The sequence below is a fragment of the Arthrobacter sp. SDTb3-6 genome, assembly GCF_013376095.1.
Lineage (GTDB): Bacteria > Actinomycetota > Actinomycetes > Actinomycetales > Micrococcaceae > Specibacter.
This window is the reverse complement of sequence record NZ_JAAMFN010000016.1, coordinates 26,706-53,569: the sequence shown is the minus strand read 5'-3', so window position 1 is coordinate 53,569 and position 26,864 is coordinate 26,706. Positions and strand designations below refer to the sequence as shown.

The following is a 26,864-nucleotide window of genomic DNA, read 5'->3' as shown; positions in this document are numbered from 1 at the left end:
GCCGGCTGGCGGGTGCCGGGTCGCGGCCCCGCCAGCCGGGTACTGCAGGGAATGTCAGACACGCCCGACGTTCTCGAAGGAAAGGCCGGTGGTGGGCAGGGCGCGGAAGCCTGAGAGCTGGCTGCTGTTCCACGCGGTGGGCAGGCTGACGTGGTACAGCGGGTAGAGCGGGACGTTCTCGGCGACGATGTCGACGACCTGGTTCCACGCAGCCTTCTGCTTGGTCGCATCCTTCTCGGCGGCGGCCTGGGCCAGCAGCTTGGTCACCTGGGCGAATTCCGGGGTGTTGTCCCAGTGGTAGCGGTTCTTCGGCCACGTGGTGCCGGCATAGAACCAGCTCAGCAGCAGGTCCATGTCGTTGCCGTAGATGGACGGGTCGCCGGAGGCTGCCAGGACCTGGAAGTTGCCGGTGCCGACGAAGTTGTTGCCGTAGACGTTGGCCGAGGCCTGGCTGTTCAGCGTGGTCTTCACCCCGATTGCGTCCCAGAACTGCTTGACCAGCGGGACCGAGTCCGTGATGAACGCGGTGGTGGTGGTCAGCAGTTCCACGGACAGGTTCGACTGGCCGGCTTCCTTCAGCAGCGCCTTGGCCTTGTCGGGGTTGTAGGTGTAGACGGTGCCGGCCCGCTTGTAGTCCGGGTGGGTGTCCTGGACGTAGTTGGTGGCGGGGGTGCCGTTGCCCAGCAGTGCGGTCTTGACGATCTTTTCAACATCGAGCGCGTAGAACAGGGCCTGGCGCACGCGGACGTCGTTGAACGGCGCCTTGGCGCAGTTGAACATCAGGAACATGGAGTTGAAGGACGGCACGGACTTGACTTCGGCCTTGGCCTTCACCGCGTCGATGTCCAGGTACGGCACGGCCTCGACGGCCTGGACGCGGCCGGACTGGATGGCCGTGGTGCGGGCCGAGTTGTCCGCCAGCATGTACCAGGTCATGGCCGCGGCCAGTGCCGGGCGCGGGCCGTTGTAGGCGTCGAAACGCTTGAACGCGACGTTGTCGTTCGGGGTGACCGAGACAAAGGCGTACGGGCCGGTGCCGACCGGCTTGGCGTCGAAGCCCTTCTGGTCGGCCGAGGCGATGGCCTTGGGCACCACCTTGACGACGGAGATGCGGGTGCCGAACAGCGGGAACGGCTTGTTGAGCTTGAATTCCACCGTGCTGGCATCCACGGCCTTGACCGAGGCGATGAACGGAATGAACTGGGCCAGGAGGGCCGTGTTGGCCGGGTCCAGCACGCGGGTGAAGCTGTAGACGACGTCGTCCGTGGTCACCTTGGATCCGTTGTGGAACGTGGCGCCCTTGCGCAGGGTGGCACGCCAGGTAAGGTCGTCGACCTGCTTGGGCGCTTCGCTGGCCAGGGCGGGATACGGGGTCCGGTCCACCGGATCCAGCTCCACGAGGCCTTCGAAGATGTGGTAGTTCGCTGCGGTGGCGACGGCACTGCTGGCGTTCATGGGGTCAAAACCGCCGGAAAGGACAAATGCCGTGCCCGCCTGGATGGTCGCGTTCTTGTCGATCTTGCCGCCATTGGCACTTCCGGTTTTTTGGCTGGTCGTGGAGGCCGGTCCACTGCAGGCAGCCAGGGATGCGGTGAACGCGGCAGCCGCGCCCATGGCTCCCGCCATCTTAATGAAACTGCGGCGGGACGAGTCCTTCACGAACGGCATGTTCTCAAGAGTGTTGCTCATTATGGGGCCTCACCAATTCAGATTTAGTAGTGGAGTTGCTAGATGTAGGACGTCCGATGCTTGTAAAAGAACTGTAAGAGCGGTCACGTCGATTGGTCAAGTGGCGTTCTGATAACGGGCTGCCCGTCCCGGCGTGGCGCGCCCTCCCGGGAACTCGGCCGTGCTGCGTGCCGGCGGCCCCTCTGCGGTGGCCGGAGGGAGTCCCATGGTGGCATCTTCCTCGAAGGTTGGACGTCCGATATCATATGTACTAGATCACGGTTTGGGAACGCATGCAACAGGCCCCATCTTCACCTCCCGGGCCGGTTGTCCCCTAGAATTCGGCGTATACCGTCGTGGGGGAAGCCGGCCCCTTGACCCGGCACTTTATAAGGAGTCACTTTGGCTACATCGACTGCAGTCCCACGTGCACGATTCAGCGCCCAAGTGCGCCTTCGCGCCCTTCAGGCAGACATCATGGATTTGATCCTGGACCGGGACCTTGACGCGGGCGACCCCATGCCCACCGAAAGTGAGCTTTCCGAGGTGCTGGGCGTTGGCCGCAACACCTTGCGTGAGTCCCTGAAGGTGCTGCAGGCCCTGGGTGTCATTGAAATCCGCCACGGCTTCGGCATGTTCGTGGCGCCCAGCAACTTTGACGCGCTGGCGGACGGGCTGTCATTCCGCGGCCGCCTCTCCCTGCGCCACGAAGGCCTGGAGGCCCTGCAGCTGGTGGACATCCGCCAGGCCCTCGAGTCGGGCCTGATTGGCGGCTGCCTTGACCAGACGACTCCCGGCCACCTGGCCCGCATCGAGGAGGCCGTGGTCAAGATGGAGACGCTCGCGGCCCGGGGTGAGACCTTCTCCGAGGCTGACGCCGAATTCCACCGGCTCCTCTTTGAGCCCCTTGGAAATGAGTTGCTGATGAACCTGATGAGCGTGTTCTGGAAGGTCTACCGGAAAATCCACCTGGAAATCGGGATCACCACCACGGGCCTGGTGGACACTGCCGCGCAGCACCGTGCGATCTATGACGCCGTGGTCGCCAAGGACGCCGCCACCGCCTCCACGCTGCTCAGCCGGCACTTCGACGGCATCCGGCGCAGCATCAGGGAGTTTGTGGACGCGAACTAAGGCCGGGCCCCGGCGTCGGCCGCGCGGCCTGGCCGCCCGCCGGCCCCGCGCCCACAAGGCCCGGGGCCGGCCGTCCCCAACGGATTAAACAAATGGGCCCCAGGCCGAAGCCTGGGACCCATTCATTTTTCTGTGGTGCGCGCGAAGGGATTCGAACCCCCAACCTTCTGATCCGTAGTCAGATGCTCTATCCGTTGAGCTACGCACGCATATTTTGTTTCTTTTTTGCTTTCGACCCTCGGGCCGTGAACAACTCTAACCCGTCCGGGGCTGTGTGTACAAATCGGACGACCCGTGTTCCCGCACACTATACCGGTCTAGGTGATCTGTCTCACATCTGAAGGCGATGGTCAACTCACTAAACCGCGGATTCTAGGCACTTTGTGGAGAATGCACGGCACTACGTCCCATGTCCAATGCGCCGAAATGCGGATTTCCGGGCCATAGCATTTAGACACACCACTGACCCAATGAAGGGATACACGATGGGCCACGCGCCAGTGCAGGATTCTGTTGAGCAGGCAACGACCACCCACGAAGGCCTCGCCGCCTGGGTTGCCGAGGTTGCCGGGCTCACGCAGCCGCGGGACATCCACTGGGTCGACGGGTCCGCCGGGGAGTACGCGAAGCTCACGGGCGAACTGGTGGAAGCCGGAACCCTGACCCCCCTGAACCCGGAATTGTTCCCCAACTCCTTCGCGGCATTCTCGGATCCGAAGGACGTTGCCCGCGTTGAGGGCCGGACCTTCATCTGCTCCGAAAAGGAGCGCGACGCCGGCTTCACCAACAACTGGATGGACCCGGCGGAGATGAAGGCGATCCTGAAGGAGCGCTTCTCCGGCAGCATGCGCGGACGCACCATGTACGTCATTCCGTTCGTCATGGGCCCGCTCGACGCCGAGGACCCCAAGTTTGGCGTGGAAATCACCGACTCCGCCTACGTGGTGGCCTCCATGCGCATCATGGCCCGCATCGGCACCGATGTGTTGAGGAAGATGGAGACGACCAACGCCTTCTTCGTCCCCGCCCTCCATTCCGTGGGAGCACCGCTGGAAGCCGGCGAGAAGGACGTGCCCTGGCCCTCAAGCGATGAAAAGTGGATTGTGCACTTCCCCGAGGAGCGCTCCATCTTCTCCTACGGCTCCGGCTACGGCGGCAACGCGTTGCTGGGCAAGAAGTGCTTCGCCCTGCGCATCGCCTCGGTCATGGCCCGCGACGAGGGGTGGCTCGCCGAGCACATGCTCATCCTCAAGCTCACCAGCCCGGAGAACAAGAGCTACCACGTGGCCGCGGCGTTCCCGTCGGCCTGTGGCAAGACGAACCTGGCCCTGCTGGATCCCACGGTGCCCGGCTGGAAGGCCGAGACCCTGGGCGACGACATCAACTGGATGCGCTTCGGCAAGGAAGGCGAGCTGCGTGCCGTCAACCCCGAGGCCGGCCTGTTTGGCGTGGCCCCCGGCACCGGCTGGTCCACGAACCCCAACGCCATGGCAGCCATTGCCAAGGGCAACTCCATCTTCACCAACGTGGCCCTCACCGACGACGGCGGCGTGTGGTGGGAGGGCATGACCGACGACGTGCCCGCACACCTGACCGACTGGCAGGGCAACAGCTGGACGCCCGACGCGGGGCGCCCGGCCGCGCACCCCAACTCCCGTTTCTGCACGCCCATCGACCAGGTGGACATGCTCTCCAAGGAATACTTCTCCCCGGAGGGCGTGGAGATCAACGCGATCCTGTTCGGCGGCCGCCGCAAGACCACCATCCCCCTGGTGACGCAGGCCCGCGACTGGAGCAACGGCATCTTCATGGGTTCCACGCTGTCCTCGGAGACCACGGCCGCCGCCGCCGGCGCCGTCGGCGTGGTGCGCCGTGACCCCATGGCCATGCTGCCCTTCATCGGCTACGACGCCGGCGACTACCTCAAGCACTGGATTGAGCTGTCCGCCAACGCCAACCAGGCGCGGCTGCCCAAGATCTTCCTGGTCAACTGGTTCCGCCGCACCTCCACCGGCGGCTTTGCCTGGCCGGGCTTCGGCGAAAACAGCCGCGTGCTCAAGTGGGCCATTGAGCGCATCGAAGGCACCGCCGACGCCGTCGAGACGCCGATCGGCTTCGTCCCCACTCCCGACTCCCTGGACCTGGAAGGCCTGGAGGTGGCGCCGTCGGACCTGGCGGACGCGCTCAAGGTCGACGCCGGCGAGTGGGGCGAGGAACTGGCCGGGATCGAGGAGTGGTACGCCCGGTTTGGCGAGTCCCTCCCGGCGGAAATGGCCGCCGAGCTGGCCGGCCTGAAGGCCCGCTTCGCAGCCTGATTAAACGGGTCCCGACAGGCTCGACCACCGTCGTCGAGCCTGTCGGGACCCCCGTGCGCTAGTTCGCCCCCGCCAGCCAGAGGTCCGGCCCGAAGACCTCGTAGTGGATCTTCGTGGCGGGGATGCCGGCGTCGATGGCCTGGTTGCGGATGGCCTTCATGAACGGCAGCGGGCCGCAGACGTACATGGACGCGTCGGCCGGAATGTCCAGGCCCTCGAGGGTCATGAAGCCCTTGTTGAAGCCGTCGGTGGGCTCCTCCAGCCACAACGTCAGGTTCGCGCCGTCGATGGCGGCCACATCGGCGGTCATCTGCTCACGCAGCGCCCACGCCTCGAGGTTCTTCTCGGCGTGGAGCACCAGGACCTCTCGGTCGACGCCGTTGCTGGCGAGCGAGCGCAGGGCCGACGCCGAGGGGGTGCAGCCGATTCCGGCGGTGGCAAACACGACCGGACCGTCGCCGTCGTCCAGGGTGACGTCACCATAGGGGTTGGACAGTTCGACGACGTCGCCCACCTCGATGTTCCTGTGCAGCACGGGGGAAACCTCTCCGCCGTCGTCCCGCTTGGTGGTGAACACCCGGCGGGTGGTGGATTCCACGTCGGCTGAGAGTGAGTACTGGCGGCACTGGCGCAGGCCGTCGGGCAGCGCGACCCTGACCGAGACGAACTGGCCGGGGCGGGCCGTCGTGACGGGGGTGTCGTCGGCGGGCTCCAGGACAAACGTCATGCAGTCGGTGCCGGCCGGGTTCTTCTCCACCACTGTCCAGGGCATCCACATCCTGTCATTGGCCTGGATGGCGTAGAGGCCCTTTTCGATCTTGACGAGGGCATTGGCCATGAGCCAGTAAACCTCGGTCCATGCTTCGGCGATCTCCGCCGTGATGACGTCGGCGAGCTCTTCGGCGATGGCCTCGAAAAGGTACTTGTAGACAATCTGGTACTGGTCCTCGGTGATCCCCAGCGAGGTGTGCTTGTGGGCGATGCGGCTGAGCATCTGCTCGGGAATGATGTCCGGGTTGGCCACGAGCGCGGAGGCGAATCCCGCGATGGAGCCGGCCAGGGCCTTTTGTTGTTCGCCGTTGTTTTGGTTGGCCCGGCTGAACAGGCCGTCCAGGAGCTCCGGGTGGGCGGCAAACATGCGTGCATAGAAGTTCGGCGTGATGGCGCCCAGGCGGGAGCCGACCAGCGGCAGCGTGGCTTCAATCAGGGGGCGGGACTTTTCCGAAAGCATCTGTACTCCTTGGGTGGAATCCGTGGTGACAACCCCAAAGTAGCATTTGAAATACGACATTAAAGCCAGTGAAATGCGGCAACTTCTACGAGATGTAGAAAAATTGCCGGATTGGCGCGGCTCAAGCGTCCCGGTGTGTGTGCAACGTCACGGGAACCGGCCCGGCGTGCACCGGGATGGCCAGGCTGGAAATCGTCACGGTGTCCAGGGACGCGTAAAACGCCTCACGCGCACGGCTGAGCGCGCCGCGCAGCCCGCAGGCGTGCAACAGCGGGCAGTCGCCCATTTCCGTCTGGCACGCGGCGACGTCCGGGTGGCTGTCCAGGACGCGCAGTACCCCGCCCACCGTCGCCTGCAGGCCCTGTTCGGAGATGCGCACGCCCCCGCTGCGGCCGCGCACGGAAACCACCATCCCCATCTGCCGCAACTTCAACACGGCCTTGCTGACATGGTTGTACGGGGTGTCCACGAGCTCCGCCAGCTCCCGTGTGGTGAGCAGTTCCGGCTTCGTGGACAACAGCATGAGCACCCGGAGGCTGACGTCGGAAAACGCGTTGATCCGCAACGGCTACGCCCAGATCTGGTTCTCGCCGGACTCCAGGAACGGGTTGCCGAACTCCCACCCGCCGGGTGACTGCCGGTATGGCCGGACGGCGGAGACGCTGACGCCGCCGCTGTGTTCGGCCATGACGTGGATGGCGTCCGTGGCATCGTCGGGCAGGTGGATGTCACAAACGACGGCGGCTGCCCGGTTTTGGTCCTTTTGCTGTCCCAGCGCCTCGAACAGGTCCGCGATCATCGCATCGGCGTCGAGTTCGCTCTCCGTCCCGCCTTCCACGGCATTGGGGGCCACGGCCACGAGGCTGATGTCGCCGTCGTTGTTGACGACCAGGCCGACAGGCATGAACGCACCGTGCGCCTCGATCTGGTCCCCGGCAACCCCCAGGGCGGTGCCGATCAGCTTGTTGAGGTCGTCCTGGACCTGCTTGTCGGCCGCGTTCTCGTCCATACAGCGCTCCTGGAGGAATCGATCGGGTTGTCGGTTATTGGCGGACCAGGGCCAGGACGTCGTCGCGGATGTCGGCCATGGTGACGGCGTCCTCGGCCTCGGCGTTCAGGCGCAGGAACGGTTCGGTGTTGGAGGCGCGCAGGTTGAACCACCAGCGGCCGTCCTTGGCGGTGAAGGTGAGGCCGTCGAGCTCGTCGATGGTGACGTCGTCGCGCGTGTATGCGGCGCGAACCCGGGCCACGGCGGCCGGGACGTCGGCGAGCTGGGAGTTGATCTCGCCGCTGGAGACATAGGGTTCGTATTCGCGGCCCAGGTCCGAGAGCGGCCCCTCCTGCTCGCCCAGGGCGGCCAGGACGTGCATGGCGGCCAGCATGCCGGTGTCGGCGTTGAAGAAGTCGCGGAAGTAGTAGTGCGCGGAGTGCTCCCCGCCAAACACGGCGCCTTCGGCGGCCATGGTGGCCTTGATGAAGGAGTGGCCCACCCGGGTGCGGACGGGGCGCCCGCCGTCGTGCGCGATGAGTTCGGGCACGGCGCGGGAGGTGATGAGGTTGTGGATGACGGCGGGGCGTTCCTCGCCGCCGGCCTTGGCCCGGGCGATCTCCCTGCGTGCGACCAGGGCGGTGACGGCCGACGGGGAGACCGGGGCGCCTTGTTCGTCGATGACGAAGCAGCGGTCCGCGTCGCCGTCGAACGCCAGGCCGATGTCTGCGCCGTGGGCCACGACGGCGGCCTGCAGGTCGGCCAGGTTGGCCGGCTCCAGCGGGTTGGCCGGGTGGTTTGGGAAGGTGCCGTCCAGCTCGAAGTACAGGGGCACGATCTCAAAGGGCAGGCCGGGCAGGAGGGTGTCGCCCAGTACGGCGGGGGTGGTCATGCCGGCCATGCCGTTGCCGGCGTCCACCACGATCTTCAGCGGCCGGGAACCGGAGAGGTCCACCAGGGTGCGCAGGTAGGCGGCGTACTTGGCCAGCACGTCGGTGTCTACGATGGTGCCCCTGGTGCCGGCCGGGATGCCGTCGGCCAGGTACTTTTGGGCGAGGTCGCGGATGTCCATCAGGCCGGTCTCGGAGGAGACGGGGACGGCGCCGGCCTTGGCCATTTTCATGCCGTTGTATTCGGCCGGGTTGTGGCTGGCGGTAAAGACGGCACCGGCCGCGTTCAGCGCCCCGCAGGCAAAATACAGCTCGTCGGTGGAGATCAGCCCGAGCAGCTGCACATTGGCGCCGCGGCTCGCTGCACCCTCGGCGAAGGCCTGGCAGAAGCCCGGGGAGGAGGGGCGCATGTCCCCGCCCACCAGCACGGTTTCACCTGCCAGTTCCAGCACGTCGGTGAACGCCGCACCCACGGCTTTCACGGACGCGGCCGTAATGGTCTCGCCCACAATGCCGCGCACGTCGTAGGCCTTGAACGACGCGGACAGGTCAACGGGTACATTCTCTGCGGTAGTCACGTCTCCATGCTACCGGCAGCCCCGCCCGCCGGGGAGTCGTTGTCAACGGGGATGCGGCGGGACACGTGCAAGGGGCCTGCACAGGGAGTTCTCCGGCGCGTGTTGTCCACAGATTGGCCTGCCGGCGGGGACGGGCGTCGGTGGGCACTGGAATACTGGGTGGCATGACACCAAGCGAGCACACCCAGGGGATGGACCACGGCAACGCCAGCAGCATGGGCAGCGACTTCCAGGCCATGGGCGGCCGGACAGCGGTGGGCACGGCCGGGCCTGCGCCCACCCGGTTGCAGGCGTTGGAGATCCTGCGGCGGCTGGTCGGGCGGGACGACGCCGACTTCCACGACGGCCAGTTTGAGGCGATCGAGGCCCTGGTCGACGCCGGGCGCCGCGCCTTGGTGGTCCAGCGAACCGGCTGGGGAAAGTCGGCTGTCTACTTTGTCTCCTCTCTGCTGCTGCGGGCCCGCGGGTCCGGGCCAACGCTGATCGTCTCGCCGCTGCTGGCCCTGATGCGCGACCAGGTGGCCGCCGCCGAACGCGCCGGCGTGCGGGCCATGGCCATCAACTCCGCGAACGCCACCGAGTGGGGGGAGATTTCCGCGGCGCTGGCGGCCGACGAGGTGGACGTGCTGCTGGTGTCCCCGGAAAGGCTGACCAACCCCTCCTTCCGGGAAAACCAGCTGCCCGCGCTGATCCGCCGCACCGGCCTGCTGGTCATCGACGAGGCACACTGCATTTCGGACTGGGGCCACGACTTCCGCCCGGACTACCGCCGCATTGCGGACCTCATTGCGCAGCTGCCCGCCTCGGTGCCGGTGCTGGCCACGACGGCCACGGCCAACTCCCGGGTGGTGGCAGACATTGAGGAACAGCTCGGTGCCGGCGTGTTCACCATCCGCGGTCCGCTGGCCCGCAAGTCCCTGCGCCTGGGCGTGCTGCGGCTCGCCGACTCCCGCGACCGGCTCGGCTGGCTGCTGACCCACCTCGCGGAGATGCCTGGCAGCGGCATCATCTACACGCTGACGGTGTCTGCGGCCGAGGACACGGCACGGCTGCTGGCCGAAGCCGGGCACGTGGTCCGCCCCTACACCGGGCGGACGGACCCCATGGACCGGGAGTCGCTGGAGGAGGCGTTGAAAAACAACGAGGTCAAGGCACTCGTCGCCACGAGCGCGCTCGGCATGGGCTTCGACAAGCCGGACCTGGGGTTCGTGGTCCACCTGGGCGCTCCGTCCTCGCCCGTGGCCTACTACCAGCAGGTGGGCCGCGCCGGCCGTGGCAGCGCCAACGCGGACGTCCTGCTGCTGCCCGGCAGCGAGGATGCGGAGATCTGGCGCTACTTTGCCACGGCGTCCATGCCGTCGGCCGAGAAGGCCACGGCGGTCCTGGGTGCGCTGGGGGAGGCCGGGAAGCCCATGTCCACCCCGGCCCTGGAAGCCAGGGTGGACCTGCGCCGCACGCCGTTGGAACTGCTGCTGAAGGTGCTCGCCGTGGACGGGGCGGTGCGCCGGGTGGCCGGGGGCTGGGAATCCACCGGGCAGCCCTGGGCTTACGACGCCGAGCGCTACCGGCGCATTGCCCAGGCCCGCGTCGACGAGCAGCACGCCATGGTCGAGTATGAACAGGCCGCGGGGTGCCGGATGGAGTACCTGGCCGCGGCCCTGGATGATTCGACGGCGGCGCCGTGCGGCCGCTGCGATTCGTGCGCCGGGCGCTGGTTCCCCATGGACGTCGGCTCCGGTGCCGTGGCGGCCGCCAGCGAGTCGCTGAGCCACGCGGGCCTGCCCCTGGACCCGCGCACCCAGTGGCCCACCGGAATGGACCGGCTCGGCGTGCCCGTCAAGGGCCGCCTCAAGCCCGACGATCAGGTGGGGCCGGGACGGGCGCTGGCCAGGCTGACCGACCTGGGCTGGGGCAACGCGCTGCGGGCGGTGTTTGCCGCCGGGGCCCCGGATGTGCCGATCGACCCGGCCATGGCGCAGGCGGTGGTGGCCGTGTTGCGCGACTGGGGCCAGGCCCGCTGGGCGGGGCAGGGCCGTCCCGTGGCGGTGGTGTCCCTGCCGTCGCGGGGGAAGCCGCAATTGGTGTCTTCGCTGGCGCAGGCGATCTGCCAGATCGGCCGGCTGCCGTACCTGGGCGAACTGTCGCTGGAGTTCGGCGGGCCCACGGGCGGGCGCGGCGGCAACAGCGCCTACCGGCTGGCGGGGGTCTGGGAGCGGTTCAGTGTGGGCCCAGGGCTGGCCGCCGCCATCGCCGCGTATCCCGGCGGGCCCGTGCTGCTCATCGACGACCTCGTCGACAGCCGCTGGACGCTGACCGTTGCCGGCCGCACCCTGCGCCAGGCCGGCGTGGACCAGGTGCTCCCGCTGGTGCTCGCCCAGGCGGGGTAGGCCGGATTCGAACCCAAAACGCTCCCGCGCGATCGGGGGTGTTTTCCGGATCGCTCCCGCCATCCGGAGAATAAAAAAGCACCCCTGAATTCCTCAGGGGTGCTTTTTTGATGCGGAGACGGGGGGATTTGAACCCCCGGTGGAGTTGTGCCCCACACTTCATTAGCAGTGAAGCCCATTCGGCCGCTCTGGCACGTCTCCAGCACTGGAAAGGGTAGAAGCCCCCAACCAGCATCCCAAACTTTACCTAGAGACAGGGGTACAAAGCAAAACGGGGGCCGCGGCGCCCCGCGGCACGTTTTCCCACCCGTTTTTAGAACCCGCCGGTCAGCGCCCGCCAGAGGAATTCGTGCGACGCCGTATGCAGGCGGGCCGCCTGCGCGTTGTTTCCGGCCCCCGCGTGGCCGCCCTCCAGTGCCTCGTGGAACCAGACGGGCAGCCCGAGCGATTCCATCCGGGCGGCCATCTTCCGCGCCTGCACCGGCCCCACCCGGTCGTCGGACGTCGCGGTCCAGATGAACAAGGGCGGATACGCAAGCCCGGCCTGCAGCAGGTGGTAGGGGGAGAAGGTCTTGATGAACTCCCACTGTGCCGGCACGTCCGGGTCGCCGTACTCGGCGATCCAGGAAGCGCCGGCGGACAGCTTTGTGTACCGGCGCATGTCCAGCAGCGGCACCCCGCAGGAAATGGCGCCGAACAGTTCCGGGTAGTGCGTGAGCATGTTGCCCACCAGCAGGCCGCCGTTGCTGCCGCCGGCGCAGCCCAGGTGTTTGGGCCGGGCCACCCCGCGGGCCGCCAGGTCGCGGGCCACGGCGGCAAAGTCTTCATAGGCGCGGTGCCGGTTTTCCTGCAGCGCGGCCGTGTGCCAGCCCGGGCCGTACTCGCCGCCGCCGCGGATGTTCGCCACCACGTAGACGCCGCCGCGCTCCACGCCGTCCACCACGGCGCGGCGCTCCAGCCAGCTGCGCCCCACGGCCCCGCTGTACGAAGGCGTCCGGGAAACCTCAAAGCCGCCGTAGCCGCCCAGCAGGGTGGGGTTGCCGCCGTCGAGCACCAAGTCCTTCGGCCCCACCTGGAAGTAGGGGATGCGCGTCCCGTCACGGGACACGGCGAAGTGCTGCTCCACCGCGTAGCCCGCTTCGTTGAAGAACGACGGCGCCTGCCGGACCACCGCCGCCGGCCCGCCGGTTGGCAGCTGCCCCCGGTACACCGTGGACGGGGTGAGAAAGCCGGTGGCGACCAGCCAGTAGTCATTGCCGGCAGCCGGGTCCTCATCGTCGACGGCGTACGCATCCACCGAGTGCAGCGGCGGGCACGCATCCAGCCCGCTGGCCGCCCATTCCCGGGCAGGGTCCAGCACCAGGATTTTGGAGGAGACGTCCTCGAGCAGGTTGAGCAGCAGGTAGTCGCGGGTCCAGCTCCAGGACTGCAGGGACTGGGCGGGCGTCGGCGCAAAAACGGTCCGGACATCACGGCCGCCGGCCAGGAACGCGTCCAGTTCAATGGCCAGCAGCGCCCCGGCCGCATGCACGGAGCCGGCCACGGCCCAGTCCGTGCGCGGGCGCAGCAGCAGCCACTCCTTGTGCAGGGAAACGTTCATGTCATCGGGCACGTCAAGGTGCACCCAGTCGTCGCCCGTCCGCAGGTAGCTGCGGGACCGGAAGAAGTCCAGGACGTCGTAGGCCACGTCGCGCTCAAAGCCGGGCGTGCTGTCATGGGACACCCCGCCGCTGAGGTGGTCCGGCGGCACGGAAAACAGCGGCTGCTTCGCCGCCAGTTCCGCCAGGGACTCGCCACGGTGCAGCACGCGCGACGCGGCGGGATAGGAGGAAGCCGTCATGGAGCCGGTGCCTGTGTCCGTGCCCACGTACAGCGTGTCCGCATCCACCCAGCTCAGGCGCGTCTTCGCCGTCGGCAGTTCAAAGCCGCCCGGCACAAAGGCCCGGGCCGCCAGATCGAACTCCCGGTACGTGACGGCGTCGCCGCCGTCGGGGGAGAGAGCCACCATGGCCAGGCGGTATTCCTCCCCGGCCGGGGGCCGCAGCAGCGAGGCGCCGGCCCACAGCCACTCCGTTCCTTCCGCCGCCGCCAGGGCATCCACGTCCAGGATCAGCTGCCACGCCGGGCTGCCGGAGACGTAGCTGTCCCAGTCCGTGCGCCGCCACAGCCCGCGCGGGTTCGCCTCGTCCCGCCAAAAGTTGTAGTACCAGTCCCCGTGCTTGGACACCATGGCGATGCGGTCCTTGGAATCGAGCACCTCCAGCACGGCGGCCTCCAGCGCAGTGTAGGCCGGGTTGACCAGGGCGGCGTCGGTGCGCGCATTGTGCTCCCGCACCCAGGCCATGGCGTCGCTGCCGTGGATGTCTTCCAGCCACAGGTTCTCATCGAAGGGCTGCTCGGCAACGGCCGGCCCGGTTGTGGCATCGGGACTCAGGGGGAGGGTCATGGTCCCATCCTAGGCAGGGCCGCCGCCCCGTCCGCCCAAGGCCATCAGTTAAGCTCAAGGGGTGGAATCCTTGGGCGGCAGGACAGTGGTCATTGTGGGGGCGGGGCCCCGGGGCACGTCCGTCATGGAACGCCTGCTGGCCCGGTATGCGGCGCAGGCGGAAACCGCGCGCGATGCCCGGAACGCGGCCGGGCCGCAGGCCCCGCTGCACATCCACCTCGTGGATCCCTACCCTCCCGGCCCGGGGCACGTCTGGCGTACGGAGCAGTCCCGGCTGTACCTGATGAACACCCAGTCGTTCTTCCCCACCCTGGTTCCGGACCAGGGCGTGGCCGCCGCGCCGCTGGCCGGCTGCAGCTTCAACGCCTGGCGCGAGCTCATGCGCGCCGCGCCGGACCCGGAGCTCAGCACGGGCGACCGCAGCGAACTCGCCGCGCTCGCCGCCACCGGTTTTCCCGGTCGCGCGCTGTACGGCCGCTACCTGTCCTGGTGCTTCGCCCGCCTGCTGGAAAACGTGCCGCACGGTGTCCAGGTCACCATCCACCGGGGTGAGGCCAAGCGGGTGGCGAGGGACCATGCCACGGGAGGATACGGCGTCGAACTCGTCAGCGGGGAGACGCTGCCGGCGGACAAGGTGGTCCTGGCGCTGGGCCATGTGGAGTCCCGGCTGGGGCCTGCGCAGCGGGCGCTCCGGGACGAGGCCCGCGCACAGGGGCTGAGCTACCTGCCGCCGGCAGTGCCCAATGACGTGGACTGGGACCAGCTTCCCGCCGGCGAAACGGTCCTGGTGCGCGGCATGGGGCTGAACTTTTTCGACGTGCTCGGGCAGTTGACGGAGGGCCGCGGTGGCCGCTTTGAGGCGACCGGCCGTGGCCCCGGCGATGCCCTGGCCTACCGTGCCGGCGGCCGGGAGCCGGTGATCGTCGGTGCCTCCCGCCGCGGCACGCCGTACCGGGCCAAGGCCGAGCTGGCCAGCTATTATCCTGCCGGGGTGGAGCTGCGGTTCCTGTGTGAGGAGGCCGTCACCCGGATCCGCGACATGGGCGCGACCGCCGGTTTTGACCATGACATCTGGCCCCTGCTGCACCGCGACACGCTCTGGGCGTATTACACCACCCTGGCGCGGACCAGCCCGGGTGCCGTGGCGCCGGGCTTCCTGGACGAACTGGATGCGCTGCTGCACTCCGGGCCCGACGGCGCGGCCGGCAGCTGGGCGGACCGCCTGAAGTCCCTCGAGGCCCGCCACGTGGCGGAGGGCCGGGCCCTGGACCTGCCCGCCCTGGCCCGCCCGCTCTCCCGCCACCCGCTCAGGCCCGGCGGCAAGCACCGCTTCGGCTCACAGGCCGGGCTGGATGCGGCCGTCCTTTCCTACCTCACCGACGACGCCGCCGGGTCGGCCCGCGGCGAGGACGACCCCGTCAAGATGGCCATTGGCGCGCTGAACGCCGGCCGGGCCGTGGTGAAGTCGCTCGTCGCCGACCGCGGCATCACCCAGGAATCCTGGCTGGGCGAGCTGCGGGGCTGGTTTGAAGGGTTCGTGGAGGGGCTGGCCAGCGGGCCGCCGGCGCTGCGCGTGGAACAGCTGGCCGCGCTGGTGCGTGCCGGCGTGGTCCACTTCGCCGGGCCGGACCCTGTTTTTCGCATCCAGGACGGACAGTTCACGGCCAGCTCGCCGTGGGTGGCCGACGAGCCGTGGCAGGCCCGGCACCTGGTCGAGGCGCTGGCACCCGCCAACCGCATCCAGGGCACGGCGTCCCGGCTGCTGAACAACCTGCAGGCCGACGGGCTGGTCCGGCCGCGCGTCATGCTGGCGGCCGACGGCGGGCCCGTCGTCACCAGCGGCCTGGACGTTTCCGCACCGCCCTACCGCCCGCTCGACGGCGCCGGCCGGCCGGCCGAGGGGCTGTACGTGCTGGGGCTCCAGCTTTCCTCGGTGCAGTGGGGAACGGCCATCGCCGCGCAGGCCAACGCCGAGTACCGCAGCGGCTACCGCACCATCCTGGACGCCGACGCCATCGCGGCGGACATCCTCGCCTAGCGCCCAGGGCGCCGGCCTCCGTGCGCCATGAGCCAACTGGGTCGCAGTAGTTGCAATGGCAACCGCTTGCACGGTGCCCATTTCTGCAACTACTGCGACCCAGCGTGTGGGCGGCTGCGCCGCGCCACCTCGGCGCCGTGGCGGGCGAAGTCGGGCCACGATGACGCCGGCCACCTGGGCGGGGTACCGCGCAGAGCCGTACGGGGCCACGGCGGCGGGCTGGATGAGCGCCGTCGTGCCGGCGTCAGGGGCGCAATCGGGAAGGCGGGCGCAGGGCAGCGAAAAGGGAGGCATTCCTGGTGGAATGCCTCCCTCATTGCGCGGAAGGTGCGAGATTCGAACTCGCGGTACGGGGTCACCGCACACTGGTTTTCAAGACCAGCTCCATCGGCCGCTCGGACAACCTTCCTTACCCTAGTAGTGTTTCATAGGCGGGGCGGTGCCGCCAAAGCGGCGCCCCCGCCCAGTACTGCGCAGTAGGAGGAGAAGTTCATGAAGGCGATTGTTGCACGGGCTGCCGGCGGCCCGGAGGTTTTGGCCTTGGCCGACGTCCCCGCACCCGTGCCCGGAGACGGCGAGGTCCTGATCGACGTCGTCGCCGCAGGCATCAACCGCGCCGATGTCCAGCAGCGCCGAGGCTTTTATCCGTCGCCGGCAGGGGCCACGGACGTGTTGGGGCTGGAAGTGTCCGGGCGGATCGCCGGCTTCGGTCCCAACGTCACCCGGCCCTTCTCCATCGGCGACAAGGTGGTTGCCCTGCTGGCTGGCGGCGGGTACGCCCAGCAGGTGGCGGTCCCGGCCGGGCAGGTGCTCCGGCTTCCAGGCGGCGTCGACGTCGTCACGGCCGCCGCGCTGCCCGAGGTTGCCGCCACGGTGTACTCCAACCTGTTCATGACCGCCCAGCTGCAGGCGGGGGAGACCGTGCTGGTGCACGGCGGCACGGGCGGCATCGGGGTCATGGCCGTCCAGCTCGCGAAGGCCGCCGGTGCGCGCGTGATCGCCACGGCCGGCAGTGACGAGAAGGTGGCCATGCTCACCGGCTACCTCGGTGCGGACGTGGCCGTGAACTACCGCACCCAGGACTTCGTGGAACTGGTCAGGGAACACACCAAAGGTGCCGGCGCCAACGTGATCCTCGACGTCATCGGCGCCAAGTACCTGGCCCAAAACGTGTCCGCACTGGCGCTCTACGGCCGCCTCGTGGTGATCGGCCTGCAGGGCGGGACGACGGCGGAGCTGAACCTGGGCACCCTCCTCGCCAAGCGTGCGGCCGTCATCGGCACCACGCTGCGTGCCCGCCCGGCGGGCGAGAAGGCCACCATCATGGAGGGCGTGCGCGAGCACGTGTGGCCGCTGGTGGCCTCGGGCGCCGTGAAGACCATCGTGGACAAGACGTTCCCGCTGGCGCAGGCGGCCGCGGCGCACGAATACTTCGACTCCGGCTCGCACGTGGGCAAGGTCCTGCTGACGCTCTAACCCGCCCCAAACCCAACGCTCGGTTGCAACCGGGGCTTTTTCGCCCAACGCTCCCGCACAAACGACATTCCGCCGCCCCGGTTGCAACCGAAGGTTCGTGAAAAGTGCCCCGGTTGCAACCGAGGGTGTCGGGCCATTCGACGCAGAAACGGGGCCGTTGGTCGATTCCTTTGTATGCCCCGTATTCCTTTGTATGCCCCGAGCCACAGCGGCGGGCCGGGCCGGGCCGCGCTGCTACCGTCAAGGGTTCAGAATTCGGCCTTGAGTAAGGAAAACAATGACCCAGCCTTCCAAGGGGACAGCCCGCCACGCGGGCCTTCTGCTTCAGGATCCGGAGCTGCCGCCCGTGGCCGTGGACCTCGAGGCGGAAGCAGCCACGCAGAAGTGGACGCCGCTGAAAATAGCCCTCTGGGCGGCCATCGCGCTGCTCGGCGGCGTGGCCTGGGTGGTCCTGGCCGGGAAACCGTGCGGGCGGGGCACTGACAGTGGAGCTGCTGCACCGTGCGGCCGGGGTGTTGGGTTCAGTCAGCATGTACCTCATGGGCGTCCTGGGTGAGGACGCCTATGAAAAGTACCTGGACCACCACCGCGGCACCGGCTGCACCACCCCGGCCATGACAGTCAAGGAGTTCTGGCGGGACAGGATGGACCGCCAGGAGGCCAATCCCGAGGGCCGCTGCTGCTGACGCCGGCTGCATGGCTGCGCGAGTGTGCAGTTGTGGCGGGTTGGCGGGCCCGGCACCCGCCACACCTGCACACTCGGCGGGGCTGCACCTAAAGGCTGCGCCTAAAGTCCGCGCCTAAAGGCTGCGCCTAAAGTCCGCGCCTAAAGGCTGCGCCTAAAGTCCGCGCCTAAAGGCTGCACCTAAAGTCCGCGCCCAAGGCCCGCGCCGAAAAACCGGCGCGGACAATTGCGGGGACGTCGTGAGAGACTGGCCGTATGACTGACAAGGCGCATGTGCAGGAAGCCGGGACCACGGCCGAAGGCAAGGTAGTGGACGATCCGGCCAACATGGACGTGGACGTGGACGGCTTCGGAGCCGGGGCGGCGCAACAGCCCTCCGCCGCCCAAGGGGGCGGAACGGAGGCGAAGCACGCCACCGTCGCGGACATGGTGGACCAGCCGGCCAAGGTGATGCGCATTGGCACCATGGTCAAACAACTCCTGGACGAGGTGAAAAGCGCGCCGCTGGACGACGCCGCCCGCGCGCGCCTGGCCGAAATCCACGGGCGCTCCATCGCTGAACTCGAGGACGGGCTCTCACCGGAACTCGTGGAGGAACTGCACCGGCTCAGCCTGCCGTTTACGGACGCCAGCGTGCCCTCGGATGCAGAACTGCGCATTGCCCAGGCGCAGCTGGTCGGCTGGCTCGAGGGGCTGTTCCACGGCATCCAGACCGCCATGGCCGCCCAGGCCATGGCAAACCAGCAGGTGGCGGCCCGGCTGCAGATGCACCAGCTGCCGCCGGGCACCGTCATTGCGCCCGGCGTGGTGGTGGGCGAGAACGGCGAACCCCAGCGCGCGCCCGCGGGCCGGGCGCAGGGCCGTCCCGAAGGTTCCGGCCAGGCCGACGCCGGCCGCCCGGGCCAGTACCTCTGACGGCTCCCTGACAGCGGAGCACGCACGCATGCCCCTGGGATTTTTTGGCGCCGGCCGGCAAGCCAGGCGCGACGACGCCGAACTTGGCAAGGGCGTCTGGCGGCGCGCCCACGACAGGTTCCGGCGCGGCTTGGACCGCTTCCACCAGATGCTTGAGGGCGTCGAGGAGGAAGCCAGCCACGCCGAAGGCGGTCCGGGGCAACACTATTCCGCGCTCGTCCCGGTGGCCGACGCCCTGGCGGACCTCCTGCCCCAGGTGCGCAGCATCGCGGCCCGGGCGCAGTCCATCGCACCCAGTGAAGGCATGGAAATCCCCACCGGCACCGGCGGCTACCTCAACGACGTCCACCGCGAGCTCTCCCGGGCAGGCAACGCCCTCGCCGCAGCGGCGGAAGCGGTCGCCATGGTGAGGCTCGGGGCGGGGGACGTGTCCGGCGTCGTCCGCAGGGCCGCGATCGTCCACGAGCACGTCACCCGGGCCGGCGAACTGCTTGGTGAAAGCCGGCAAGACCCGGCCTAGCTGGACCCGGTCCATTTTGGTCACGCAAATGTGACGAAATTCAGGAGAGCTGTGTCACAATTTCGCGTTGTGAGGGTAGCCTCGCCTATCGTTGCATTACGATCAATAAAGCTTCGCTAATTCACCTACGCCGAAAGGCCCCCATGAAGACCTTGCTCAACACCCGTTTCCTGCGCAGGAGCGCGCTGACGGCGATCGCCGGAGTCTCCGTGCTCGCCCTCGCCGCCTGCGGTGGCAGCACCACCCCGGCCGCGTCGAAAGGCGCCCAGGGCTCGGCCACGGACGCCATCACCGTCTATAACGCCCAGCACGAGGAGCTCACCCAGGCCTGGGTGGACGAATTCACCAAGGAAACCGGCATCAAGGTCACGCTGCGCAACGGCGACGACTCCGAGATGAGCAACCAAATCATCGCCGAGGGTGCCAAGTCGCCCGCGGACGTCTTCCTGACCGAAAACTCCCCCGCCATGACGCAGGTGGAAAACGCGGGACTGTTGACGGACATCAGCAAGAAGATCCAGGAACAGGTCCCCGAGGCCTACCGGCCCTCCACCGACAAGTGGACCGGCATTGCCGCCCGCAGCACCGTCTTTGCCTACAACAAGACCAAGCTGACCCCGGCCCAGCTGCCCAAGTCGATCATGGACCTGGCGGACCCCGCCTGGAAGGGCAAGTGGGCCGCGTCGCCGTCCGGTGCCGACTTCCAGGCCATCGTCTCCGCCATGCTGGAGCTCAAGGGCCAGGACGCCACGCTGGCCTGGCTGAAGGCCATGAAGGAAAACGCCAAGCCCTACAAGGGCAACAGCACGGCCATGAAGGCAGTCAACGCCGGTGAGGTGGACGGGGCCGTCATCTACCACTACTACTGGTTCGGCGACCAGGCCAAGACCGGCGAGAACTCCAACAATGTGGCCCTGCACTACTTCAAGAACCAGGACCCGGGCGCGTTTGTCTCGGTCTCCGGCGGCGGCGTGCTGGCCTCCAGCAAGCATCAGGCCAATGCCGAGAAGTTCCTGGAATTCATCACCGGCAAGGCAGGCCAGGAGATCCTGCAGACCGGAACCTCTTTCGAGTACCCGGTGGCGAGCGGTGTTGCCGCGAACGCCAAGCTGGTTCCGCTGCAGGACCTGCAGGCGCCGAAGGTTGACGCGGCCAAGCTGAACTCCCAGAAGGTCACCGACCTCATGACCGAGGCCGGTCTACTCTAATACCAATGTATTCTTCACCCAGTACGACGGCGGCACGCGCGCCGCGCGCAGCCAACCGACGCAACGCAGCCGGGGGCCGGGGCACACGCTCCGGCCCCTGGGCCGTCGTCGCCCTATCCATCCTCATCGCCGCCTTCTCCCTGCTGCCGCTGGGCTATGTGGCGGTCATGACGGGCAATGCCGGGTGGGGCACCATTGAGAAGCTGGTCTTCCGCCCGCGCGTGGGGGAACTGCTGCTGAACACGCTGGGCCTGGTGGTGATCACCGTGCCGGTGTGCGTGGTGCTCGGCATTGCCGGGGCGTGGCTGGTGGAACGCACCAGGCTGCGCGGACACAAGATTTGGGCCGTGCTGCTGGCGGCACCCCTGGCCATTCCAGCGTTTGTGAACAGCTACGCGTGGGTCAGTGCGGTCCCCTCCCTGGGCGGGCTGTTTGGCGGCGTGCTCATTTCCGTGCTCTCGTACTTCCCGCTGGTGTACATCCCCGTGGCCGCCGTGCTCAGCCGCATGGACCCGGCCCTTGAACAGTCCGGCTCGTCGCTGGGGCTGGGTCCGTGGAAGGTGTTCTTCCGCGTGGTGCTCCCGCAGCTGCGGCTCGCCTCGGCCGGCGGTGCGCTGCTGGTTTCCCTGCACCTGCTCGCCGAATACGGCGCCTTTGCCATGATCCAGTTCGACACCTTCACCACCGCCATTTACGACCAATACCGTTCCACGTTCAACGGGGCGGCTGCCAACATGCTGGCCAGCGTGCTGGTGCTGTTCTGCTTGTTGCTGCTGTTGGGCGAGTCCAAGGTGCGCGGCAACGCCCGCTATGCGCGGGTGGGCTCGGGCGTGCAGGCCAACCCGCCGCGGCTGGCGTTGGGCCGGCTGGAGATTCCGGCGCAGGCGGGCCTGGCGGTGCTCACCGCCCTGGCATTGGGCCTGCCCTTGTTCCATGTGTTCCGATGGCTGGTGGTGGGCGGGCCCGGGATCTGGAGCGGCAGCGCGCTGGCCAACGCGGTCCTGCAAACGCTGGTGTACGGCCTCGTAGGGGCGCTGGTCACCACCGTCCTGGCCTTTCCGCTGGCTTTTTTGGCGGTCCGGCATCCGGGCCCCGTCACCAAACTGCTCGAGGGTGCCAACTACATCTCCAGCTCCATGCCCGGCATTGTGGTGGCACTGGCCCTGGTGACCATCAGCATCCACAACATGCCCGGCATCTACCAGACCGCCGTCGTGCTGGTGGCGGCCTACGCCATGCTGTTCATGCCACGTGCACTGGTGAACCTGCGCGCCGGGCTGGCGCAGGCGCCCAAGGAACTGGACGAGGCCGCCCAGGCGCTGGGCAAGCCCCCGCTGCTGGCGTTCATGCGTGTCACGCTGCGCCTGACCGCCCCCGCCGCGGCGGGCGGGGCCGCGCTGGTGTTCCTGGGCATCATGAACGAGCTGACGGCAACGCTGCTGCTGGCCCCGAACGGCACCCAAACGCTGGCCACCGAATTTTGGTCGCTCAGCAGCGAGATCAACTACACCGGCGCCGCCCCCTACGCACTGCTGATGATCCTGCTCTCGGCACCCATGACCTACCTCCTCTTTGCCGAATCCAAGAAAGCAGCCGGACAGTGACAGCATCGCGCAGGCCGGCCCCGGCCGCGTCAACCCTCCCCGCCTTTGAACCGGACGCCGACCACGTCACCGACCACCTGCAGATCACCGGTGCGCGGAAGTCGTTCGGCGGCACGGAGGTGCTCAAGGGCGTGGACCTGACCGTGGCCCAGGGGCGCACCACCGCCATTGTGGGCGCCTCGGGTTCCGGCAAGACCACCCTGCTGCGCCTCATTGCCGGCTTTGAGGCACCCGACGCCGGCAGCGTTTCCCTTGACGGGGTGGAAGTGGCCGGGCCCTCCGGCTGGCTGCCCGCCCACAAGCGCAGCGTGGGCTATGTGGCGCAGGACGGCGCCCTGTTCCCGCACCTGAGCGTGGGGCAGAACATCGCGTTCGGGCTGCCGCTGCGCGGCCGGGCTGCGGCCTCCCGCGTGGCCGAACTGCTGGAGATGGTCTCCATGGAGCCGTCCTACGCCAAGCGCAAGCCGTCGGAGCTTTCCGGCGGGCAGCAGCAGCGCGTGGCCCTGGCCCGAGCGCTGGCCCGCCAGCCGGAGCTCATGCTGCTCGACGAGCCGTTCAGCGCTCTCGACGCCGGGCTGCGCGTGGCCACACGCCGGGCCGTGTCCAAGACGTTGTCCGACGCCGGTGTCACCACCATCCTTGTCACGCACGACCAGGCCGAGGCGCTCAGTTTCGCGGACCAGGTGGCCGTCATGCGCGACGGCAGGCTGGCCCAGATCGGCAGCCCCTTCGTGGTCTACACGCGCCCGTCCGACCGGGCGACGGCGGAATTCCTCGGCGACGCGGTCATCCTTGAGGCGTGGATGGAAGGCTCACTGGCGCTGTGCTCCCTCGGCGGCATCCCCGTCCGGCGCCCGCCCGTGCAGGGCCGCGTGCACCTGATGCTACGGCCCGAGCAGATCCGCATCAGCGAAGGCGGAAAGATCCGCGGCCACGTCGTGGACACCGACTACTTCGGCCCCGAAACGACCGTGCGGATCCAGCTGGCGCCCATCGCGGTGGACCCCCTTCACCCTGCCGACCCGCACCAGCCCGTGGGCGGCGAGGTCATCAACATCCGGCACTGGAACGCGATGCTGGCGCGGCCCGGCACGGAGCTGTCGCTGAAGGTGGTGGGGGAGGGCGTCGTCTTCCCCTGGGACGGATAGGCCCTCAACCCTGCCGGGCCATGGCGCGATGGTGCAGCTCCACGTAGGCGGTGAGCGCCAGCAGGAGCACCACGGCCAGCCCAAGCACGACGGCGGCCGGCACGTCCCGGCTGGCCGGCACGAGCAGGAGGCTCAGTGCCACGGCCGGAATGGACCAGGGGAGCACGGCGCCGGCGGACTGGCCGAAGCGCAGTGAAACCACGGCATTGGTCAGGTAGAACAGCGCCAGCCCGCCGCCGAGCGTGATGCCCGAGCCGAGGGGAAGCGTGGCGAACGGCGCCGGGATGGCGGTCGCGATGGCCCCGGCGATGGCGGTCACGCCCGCCACCAGCAGAAACGGCATGAACAGGATGGTCAGCTGGATGCCGCCAAAGTCGCGCCGGCCGGCCAGCCGTTCCAGCCCGGCGTTGAGGGTGCCGGTGCCGTACTGGAAGAAGGCCCAGCCGAGCAGGGCCACCACCACAAAGCCCAGGGAACCGGCCAGCCACGCCGCGGGATTCCACACCGTGGACACTACGGTGACGACGGTGAACACGGATTCGCCCAGGACGATGATGACGAACAGGCCCAGCCGTTCGGCGGCGTGCTCGACGTTGATGCCGGCAATGCCGGCGTCGGGCTGCAGCCGCCCGCCCACCAGCACCATGGACACCTCCACCAGAATGGCCGCGGCCCACAACGCCACGGCGCCCTCCAGGGGCAATGCGGCGGCCACGAGCCAGAGGGCTGCCGTCCCGCCGTTGTAGGTCCAGATCCGCCACGACGGCGCGGCACCGCCCGTGTGCCGGCGCCGGTAGAGCCACAGCACCAGCAGGATGGCCCGCATGGCCGCGTTGGCCAGCGAGAACGCCCATGCCCGCCCGCCCAGGGCGTGCGGGGCGGCGGCGGCCATGACACCGGCGGCCGCCATCGCCGCCAGCATGGCCATGCCCAGGCTGCGGGAGGACAGCCCGGGCAGGAGGTTGACAACGGAGACGATGTTGACCCACGCCCACCACGCCGGAAAGAACAGCAGGATGAAGGTGCCGAACTCGGCCCAGCCGGGATTGCCGTGGATGCCGTGGGCGAGCTGGCCCACAAACGCCACGAAGACCAGGTCAAAAAACAACTCCATCCAATGGACGCGGCCGGGCGCCCGCGCCGGCCCACGGGAACGGACCCTGGGCGGCATTTTCTCGGTCATGGGCCCATGATAGGTCCGTGCCGGGTGAAGGGGGGTGTTCACTGTGCGCGAAACTGGACGGTTGCCGCAAGTAACTGTTTGCCCGCGCGGGATGAAGGGAGTAGCGTACGTCCCTGCGCAACAAATTTCGTTGCGCCCACGCCGTTGTGATGCCGGTGCCAGCGGCATCCTCCACACGTTTTGAGGACGCATGTCTAGCGACAACCCAACAGCCAACGCATCCGGGGCCAGCCCCGCAGGCAGCGCGGTGATGAACCACCGCCAAATCCTGTTTGTGATTTTCGGGCTCATGGCAGGAATGTTCCTGTCGGCCCTGGACCAGACGGTGGTCGGAACGGCCATCCGCACCATCGGTGACGACCTCCACGGCCTGAGCCTGCAGGCGTGGGTCACCACCGCCTACCTGATTGTTTCCACGATCAGCACACCCATTTACGGCAAGCTGTCCGACATCTTCGGACGGCGCCCGCTGTTCCTCTTCGCGATCGTCGTCTTCATCGTCGGATCCGTACTGGCGAGCTTCTCGACCTCCATGATCGAGCTCGCCGTCTTCCGCGCCGTGCAGGGCCTGGGCGCCGGCGGCCTGATGTCCATGCCGCTGGCCATCATGGGCGACATGCTTGCCCCGCGCGAACGAGCCAAGTACCAGGGCTACTTCCTGGCTGTCTTCGGTGTTTCCAGCGTCATCGGCCCGCTCATCGGCGGCCTCTTTGCCGGCAGCAATGAGATCCTGTGGATCGCCGGCTGGCGCTGGGTGTTCCTGATCAACGTCCCGATCGGCCTGGCCGCCCTGGCCATGGTGCTGCGTTTCCTGCACCTGCCCAAGGTGGACCGCCATTCGGTGCGCATCGACTGGTGGGGCGCCGCCGCCGTGATTGTGGCCCTCGTGCCGCTGCTGCTCGTGGCGGAGGAAGGCCAGATCTGGGGATGGTCCAGCCCTGCTTCCATCGCCTGCTACGGCATCGGCGTGATTGGCGTGGTTGCCTTCATCCTCATTGAGGTGCGCATGAAGGAAGATGCCCTGATCCCCATCACGCTCTTCCACTCCGCCACCTTCTCCATGGCCACCGTCATCGGCGTCCTGGTGGGCTTTGGCATGTTCGGCGCCATGATGACCATCCCGCTGTACCTGCAGATTGTCCTTGGTTCCACGCCGACGGAGAGCGGCTTCCAGATGCTGCCGATGATCCTGGGGCTGATGATCGCCTCGATTGCCAGCGGCCAGCTGATCGCACGCAACGGCAGGTACAGGATGTTCCCCATCCTCGGCACCGGCCTGATGTCCGCGGGCTTCCTGTACTTCACCTTCCTCAGGTACGACTCCAGCTTCTGGTTTGTTGCCGGCGGCATGCTGCTGATCGGGCTTGGCCTGGGCCAGCTCATGCAGACCCTGACCATCGCCAGCCAGAACTCCGTGGGCCTGCGCGACATGGGCGTGGCCACGAGTGCCTCGACGTTCTTCCGCCAGATCGGTGGAACGCTGGGCACCGCCGTCATGCTGTCCCTGCTGTTCACGGTGATGCCGCTGAACATCCAGACCTCGCTGTCCGACGGACCGACGCTCAAAAGTGCACTCAATGCCGCCATGACCCCGTCCGTGGCGACGGCGCCCGAGAACAAGGCCATCATGGCCTTGATCTACACCAACATGGTGACGCCGGTGGAGAAGGGTGCGCAGCAGGCGGCCCACGCTGCCGGCGTGAAGGCGCTGGTCGCCAAGGGCGTGCCGCAGGCGCAGGCTGAAAGCACGGTGCCGGCCCAGCCGCTGGACTTCTCCAAGCCGGCGGTCCGCAGCCAGGTGGTCGACCAGGTGGCCCCCACCATCGCGCAGAAGCTGAAATCGGCAACGGGGTCGTCGTCGGCGGGCAGCAGCGCGCTCAATGACACCTCATTCCTCAAGGGCGCCAACCCGGCCCTGAGCAAGCCGTTCCTGACGGGCTTCACCGCCTCAACCATCGTCATCTACTGGGTTGCCCTGATGGTGGTGCTGCTGGCGTTCGTGCTTGCCCTGTTCTTCAAGACTCCGCCGTTGCGGGCGAAGTCGGCCCTGCAGGAGGCCGCGGACAACGCGGCGGCACGCGCCGACGATGCGGACCTGTTGCTCCAGCACACGGCAGAACGGATGGGGGCGCTCGTCGAACCGGGCAGCCACACCCACGCAGGCAGCAGCAGTTCCGGCGACGGCGGCGGCTCCCGCTAGTCCCTCCCGGCCCCAGGACCCAGAAACGGACAGGTGCGGTTGAGAATTCAACCGCACCTGTCCGTTTCTGTCTCCGCACCGGCGGCGGGCCATGCCGCGGGCACGTAAAAAGCCCCTGGCATCAATGGATGCCAGGGGCTTTGGTGGAGCCTCCAAACAGAATCGAACTGTTGACCTTTTCATTACGAGTGAAACGCTCTACCAACTGAGCTATGGAGGCCTGTGGCCGTGAAAACCCCTTGCGGGGGCA

At 68.0% G+C, this 26,864-nt stretch carries 19 protein-coding genes, 4 tRNA genes and 1 pseudogene; 13 read left to right on the top strand and 11 right to left on the bottom strand.

Features of this window, described 5'->3' with window-relative positions; all coding sequences use genetic code 11:
* Positions 1-54: 54 nt before the first annotated feature.
* Positions 55-1,689, bottom strand: a complete 1,635-nt coding sequence (locus G6035_RS09710) for an ABC transporter substrate-binding protein (protein ID WP_176616878.1) — start codon at positions 1,687-1,689, stop codon at positions 55-57.
* A gap of 381 nt (positions 1,690-2,070) precedes the next feature.
* On the opposite strand from G6035_RS09710, the gene G6035_RS09705 reads away from it, so the two are divergent.
* Positions 2,071-2,802: a FadR/GntR family transcriptional regulator gene (locus tag G6035_RS09705; RefSeq protein WP_176616877.1), complete on the top strand. Its 732-nt coding sequence runs from the start codon at positions 2,071-2,073 to the stop codon at positions 2,800-2,802.
* 133 nt (positions 2,803-2,935) lie between these two features.
* On the opposite strand, the gene G6035_RS09700 is transcribed toward G6035_RS09705, so the two are convergent.
* A tRNA-Arg gene (locus G6035_RS09700) sits at positions 2,936-3,011 on the bottom strand.
* 261 nt (positions 3,012-3,272) lie between these two features.
* Here G6035_RS09700 and G6035_RS09695 point away from each other — a divergent pair.
* Positions 3,273-5,117, top strand: coding sequence for a phosphoenolpyruvate carboxykinase (GTP) (locus G6035_RS09695; protein WP_256127877.1), 1,845 nt, complete (start codon positions 3,273-3,275; stop codon positions 5,115-5,117).
* Positions 5,118-5,175: 58 nt separating this feature from the next.
* Here G6035_RS09695 and G6035_RS09690 read toward each other — a convergent pair whose 3' ends face one another.
* The 4 genes from G6035_RS09690 to G6035_RS09675 form a co-directional block, all read right to left on the bottom strand.
* Positions 5,176-6,348 (bottom strand): globin domain-containing protein, encoded by a 1,173-nt coding sequence (locus G6035_RS09690; protein ID WP_176616876.1) that lies wholly within the window; start codon positions 6,346-6,348, stop codon positions 5,176-5,178.
* Positions 6,349-6,469: 121 nt separating this feature from the next.
* Positions 6,470-6,913: an Rrf2 family transcriptional regulator gene (locus G6035_RS09685; protein ID WP_176616875.1), complete on the bottom strand. Its 444-nt coding sequence runs from the start codon at positions 6,911-6,913 to the stop codon at positions 6,470-6,472.
* A 3-nt stretch (positions 6,914-6,916) separates the two neighbouring features.
* Complete coding sequence (locus tag G6035_RS09680) at positions 6,917-7,357, bottom strand: hypothetical protein (RefSeq protein WP_176616874.1); 441 nt, start codon at positions 7,355-7,357, stop codon at positions 6,917-6,919.
* A gap of 34 nt (positions 7,358-7,391) precedes the next feature.
* Positions 7,392-8,804 carry a phosphomannomutase/phosphoglucomutase gene (locus tag G6035_RS09675; protein ID WP_176616873.1) on the bottom strand — a complete coding sequence of 471 codons (1,413 nt, stop codon included), beginning with the start codon at positions 8,802-8,804 and terminating at the stop codon, positions 7,392-7,394.
* A 236-nt stretch (positions 8,805-9,040) separates the two neighbouring features.
* Between G6035_RS09675 and G6035_RS09670 the strand changes: the two genes are divergently transcribed.
* Entirely contained in the window at positions 9,041-11,191 is a 2,151-nt protein-coding gene (locus tag G6035_RS09670) for an ATP-dependent DNA helicase RecQ (RefSeq protein ID WP_176616910.1), read from the top strand.
* Positions 11,192-11,304: 113 nt separating this feature from the next.
* Here the strand turns inward: G6035_RS09670 and G6035_RS09665 are convergent.
* Together G6035_RS09665 and G6035_RS09660 are read right to left on the bottom strand one after the other, a co-directional pair.
* A tRNA-Ser gene (locus tag G6035_RS09665) sits at positions 11,305-11,392 on the bottom strand.
* Between the two features lie 112 nt (positions 11,393-11,504).
* The gene (locus tag G6035_RS09660) at positions 11,505-13,637 is read right to left on the bottom strand and encodes a prolyl oligopeptidase family protein (protein WP_176616872.1); all 2,133 of its coding nucleotides are present in this window, start codon (positions 13,635-13,637) and stop codon (positions 11,505-11,507) included.
* Between the two features lie 61 nt (positions 13,638-13,698).
* On the opposite strand from G6035_RS09660, the gene G6035_RS09655 reads away from it, so the two are divergent.
* Positions 13,699-15,675 (top strand): FAD/NAD(P)-binding protein, encoded by a 1,977-nt coding sequence (locus G6035_RS09655; protein ID WP_256883805.1) that lies wholly within the window; start codon positions 13,699-13,701, stop codon positions 15,673-15,675.
* A 321-nt stretch (positions 15,676-15,996) separates the two neighbouring features.
* Here the strand turns inward: G6035_RS09655 and G6035_RS09650 are convergent.
* Positions 15,997-16,084 (bottom strand) — tRNA-Ser (locus tag G6035_RS09650).
* A gap of 83 nt (positions 16,085-16,167) precedes the next feature.
* Between G6035_RS09650 and G6035_RS09645 the strand changes: the two genes are divergently transcribed.
* The 8 genes and pseudogenes from G6035_RS09645 (at position 16,168) to G6035_RS20590 (ending at position 23,231) form a co-directional block, all read left to right on the top strand.
* Positions 16,168-17,151, top strand: a complete 984-nt coding sequence (locus G6035_RS09645; RefSeq protein WP_176616871.1) for an NAD(P)H-quinone oxidoreductase — start codon at positions 16,168-16,170, stop codon at positions 17,149-17,151.
* Positions 17,152-17,636: 485 nt separating this feature from the next.
* Positions 17,637-17,837 (top strand): YbdD/YjiX family protein, encoded by a 201-nt coding sequence (locus G6035_RS09640; protein ID WP_371130945.1) that lies wholly within the window; start codon positions 17,637-17,639, stop codon positions 17,835-17,837.
* A gap of 254 nt (positions 17,838-18,091) precedes the next feature.
* Positions 18,092-18,751: a bacterial proteasome activator family protein gene (locus G6035_RS09635; protein ID WP_305144522.1), complete on the top strand. Its 660-nt coding sequence runs from the start codon at positions 18,092-18,094 to the stop codon at positions 18,749-18,751.
* 34 nt (positions 18,752-18,785) lie between these two features.
* Positions 18,786-19,271, top strand: a complete 486-nt coding sequence (locus G6035_RS09630; RefSeq protein WP_176616906.1) for a hypothetical protein — start codon at positions 18,786-18,788, stop codon at positions 19,269-19,271.
* 143 nt (positions 19,272-19,414) lie between these two features.
* Positions 19,415-20,479 (top strand): iron ABC transporter substrate-binding protein, encoded by a 1,065-nt coding sequence (locus G6035_RS09625; RefSeq protein ID WP_176616870.1) that lies wholly within the window; start codon positions 19,415-19,417, stop codon positions 20,477-20,479.
* Between the two features lie 5 nt (positions 20,480-20,484).
* Complete coding sequence (locus tag G6035_RS09620; protein WP_176616869.1) at positions 20,485-22,083, top strand: iron ABC transporter permease; 1,599 nt, start codon at positions 20,485-20,487, stop codon at positions 22,081-22,083.
* 152 nt (positions 22,084-22,235) lie between these two features.
* Positions 22,236-22,580 (top strand): annotated as a pseudogene (locus G6035_RS20595) (ATP-binding cassette domain-containing protein); the annotation flags it as partial.
* Between the two features lie 39 nt (positions 22,581-22,619).
* Entirely contained in the window at positions 22,620-23,231 is a 612-nt protein-coding gene (locus tag G6035_RS20590) for a TOBE domain-containing protein (protein WP_371130951.1), read from the top strand.
* Positions 23,232-23,235: 4 nt separating this feature from the next.
* On the opposite strand, the gene G6035_RS09610 is transcribed toward G6035_RS20590, so the two are convergent.
* The gene (locus G6035_RS09610) at positions 23,236-24,414 is read right to left on the bottom strand and encodes a low temperature requirement protein A (protein ID WP_176616867.1); all 1,179 of its coding nucleotides are present in this window, start codon (positions 24,412-24,414) and stop codon (positions 23,236-23,238) included.
* A gap of 190 nt (positions 24,415-24,604) precedes the next feature.
* Between G6035_RS09610 and G6035_RS09605 the strand changes: the two genes are divergently transcribed.
* Positions 24,605-26,614 carry an MDR family MFS transporter gene (locus tag G6035_RS09605; RefSeq protein ID WP_256127876.1) on the top strand — a complete coding sequence of 670 codons (2,010 nt, stop codon included), beginning with the start codon at positions 24,605-24,607 and terminating at the stop codon, positions 26,612-26,614.
* A 144-nt stretch (positions 26,615-26,758) separates the two neighbouring features.
* Here G6035_RS09605 and G6035_RS09600 read toward each other — a convergent pair.
* Positions 26,759-26,834: transfer RNA gene (locus G6035_RS09600), tRNA-Thr, on the bottom strand.
* Positions 26,835-26,864 lie beyond the last annotated feature (30 nt).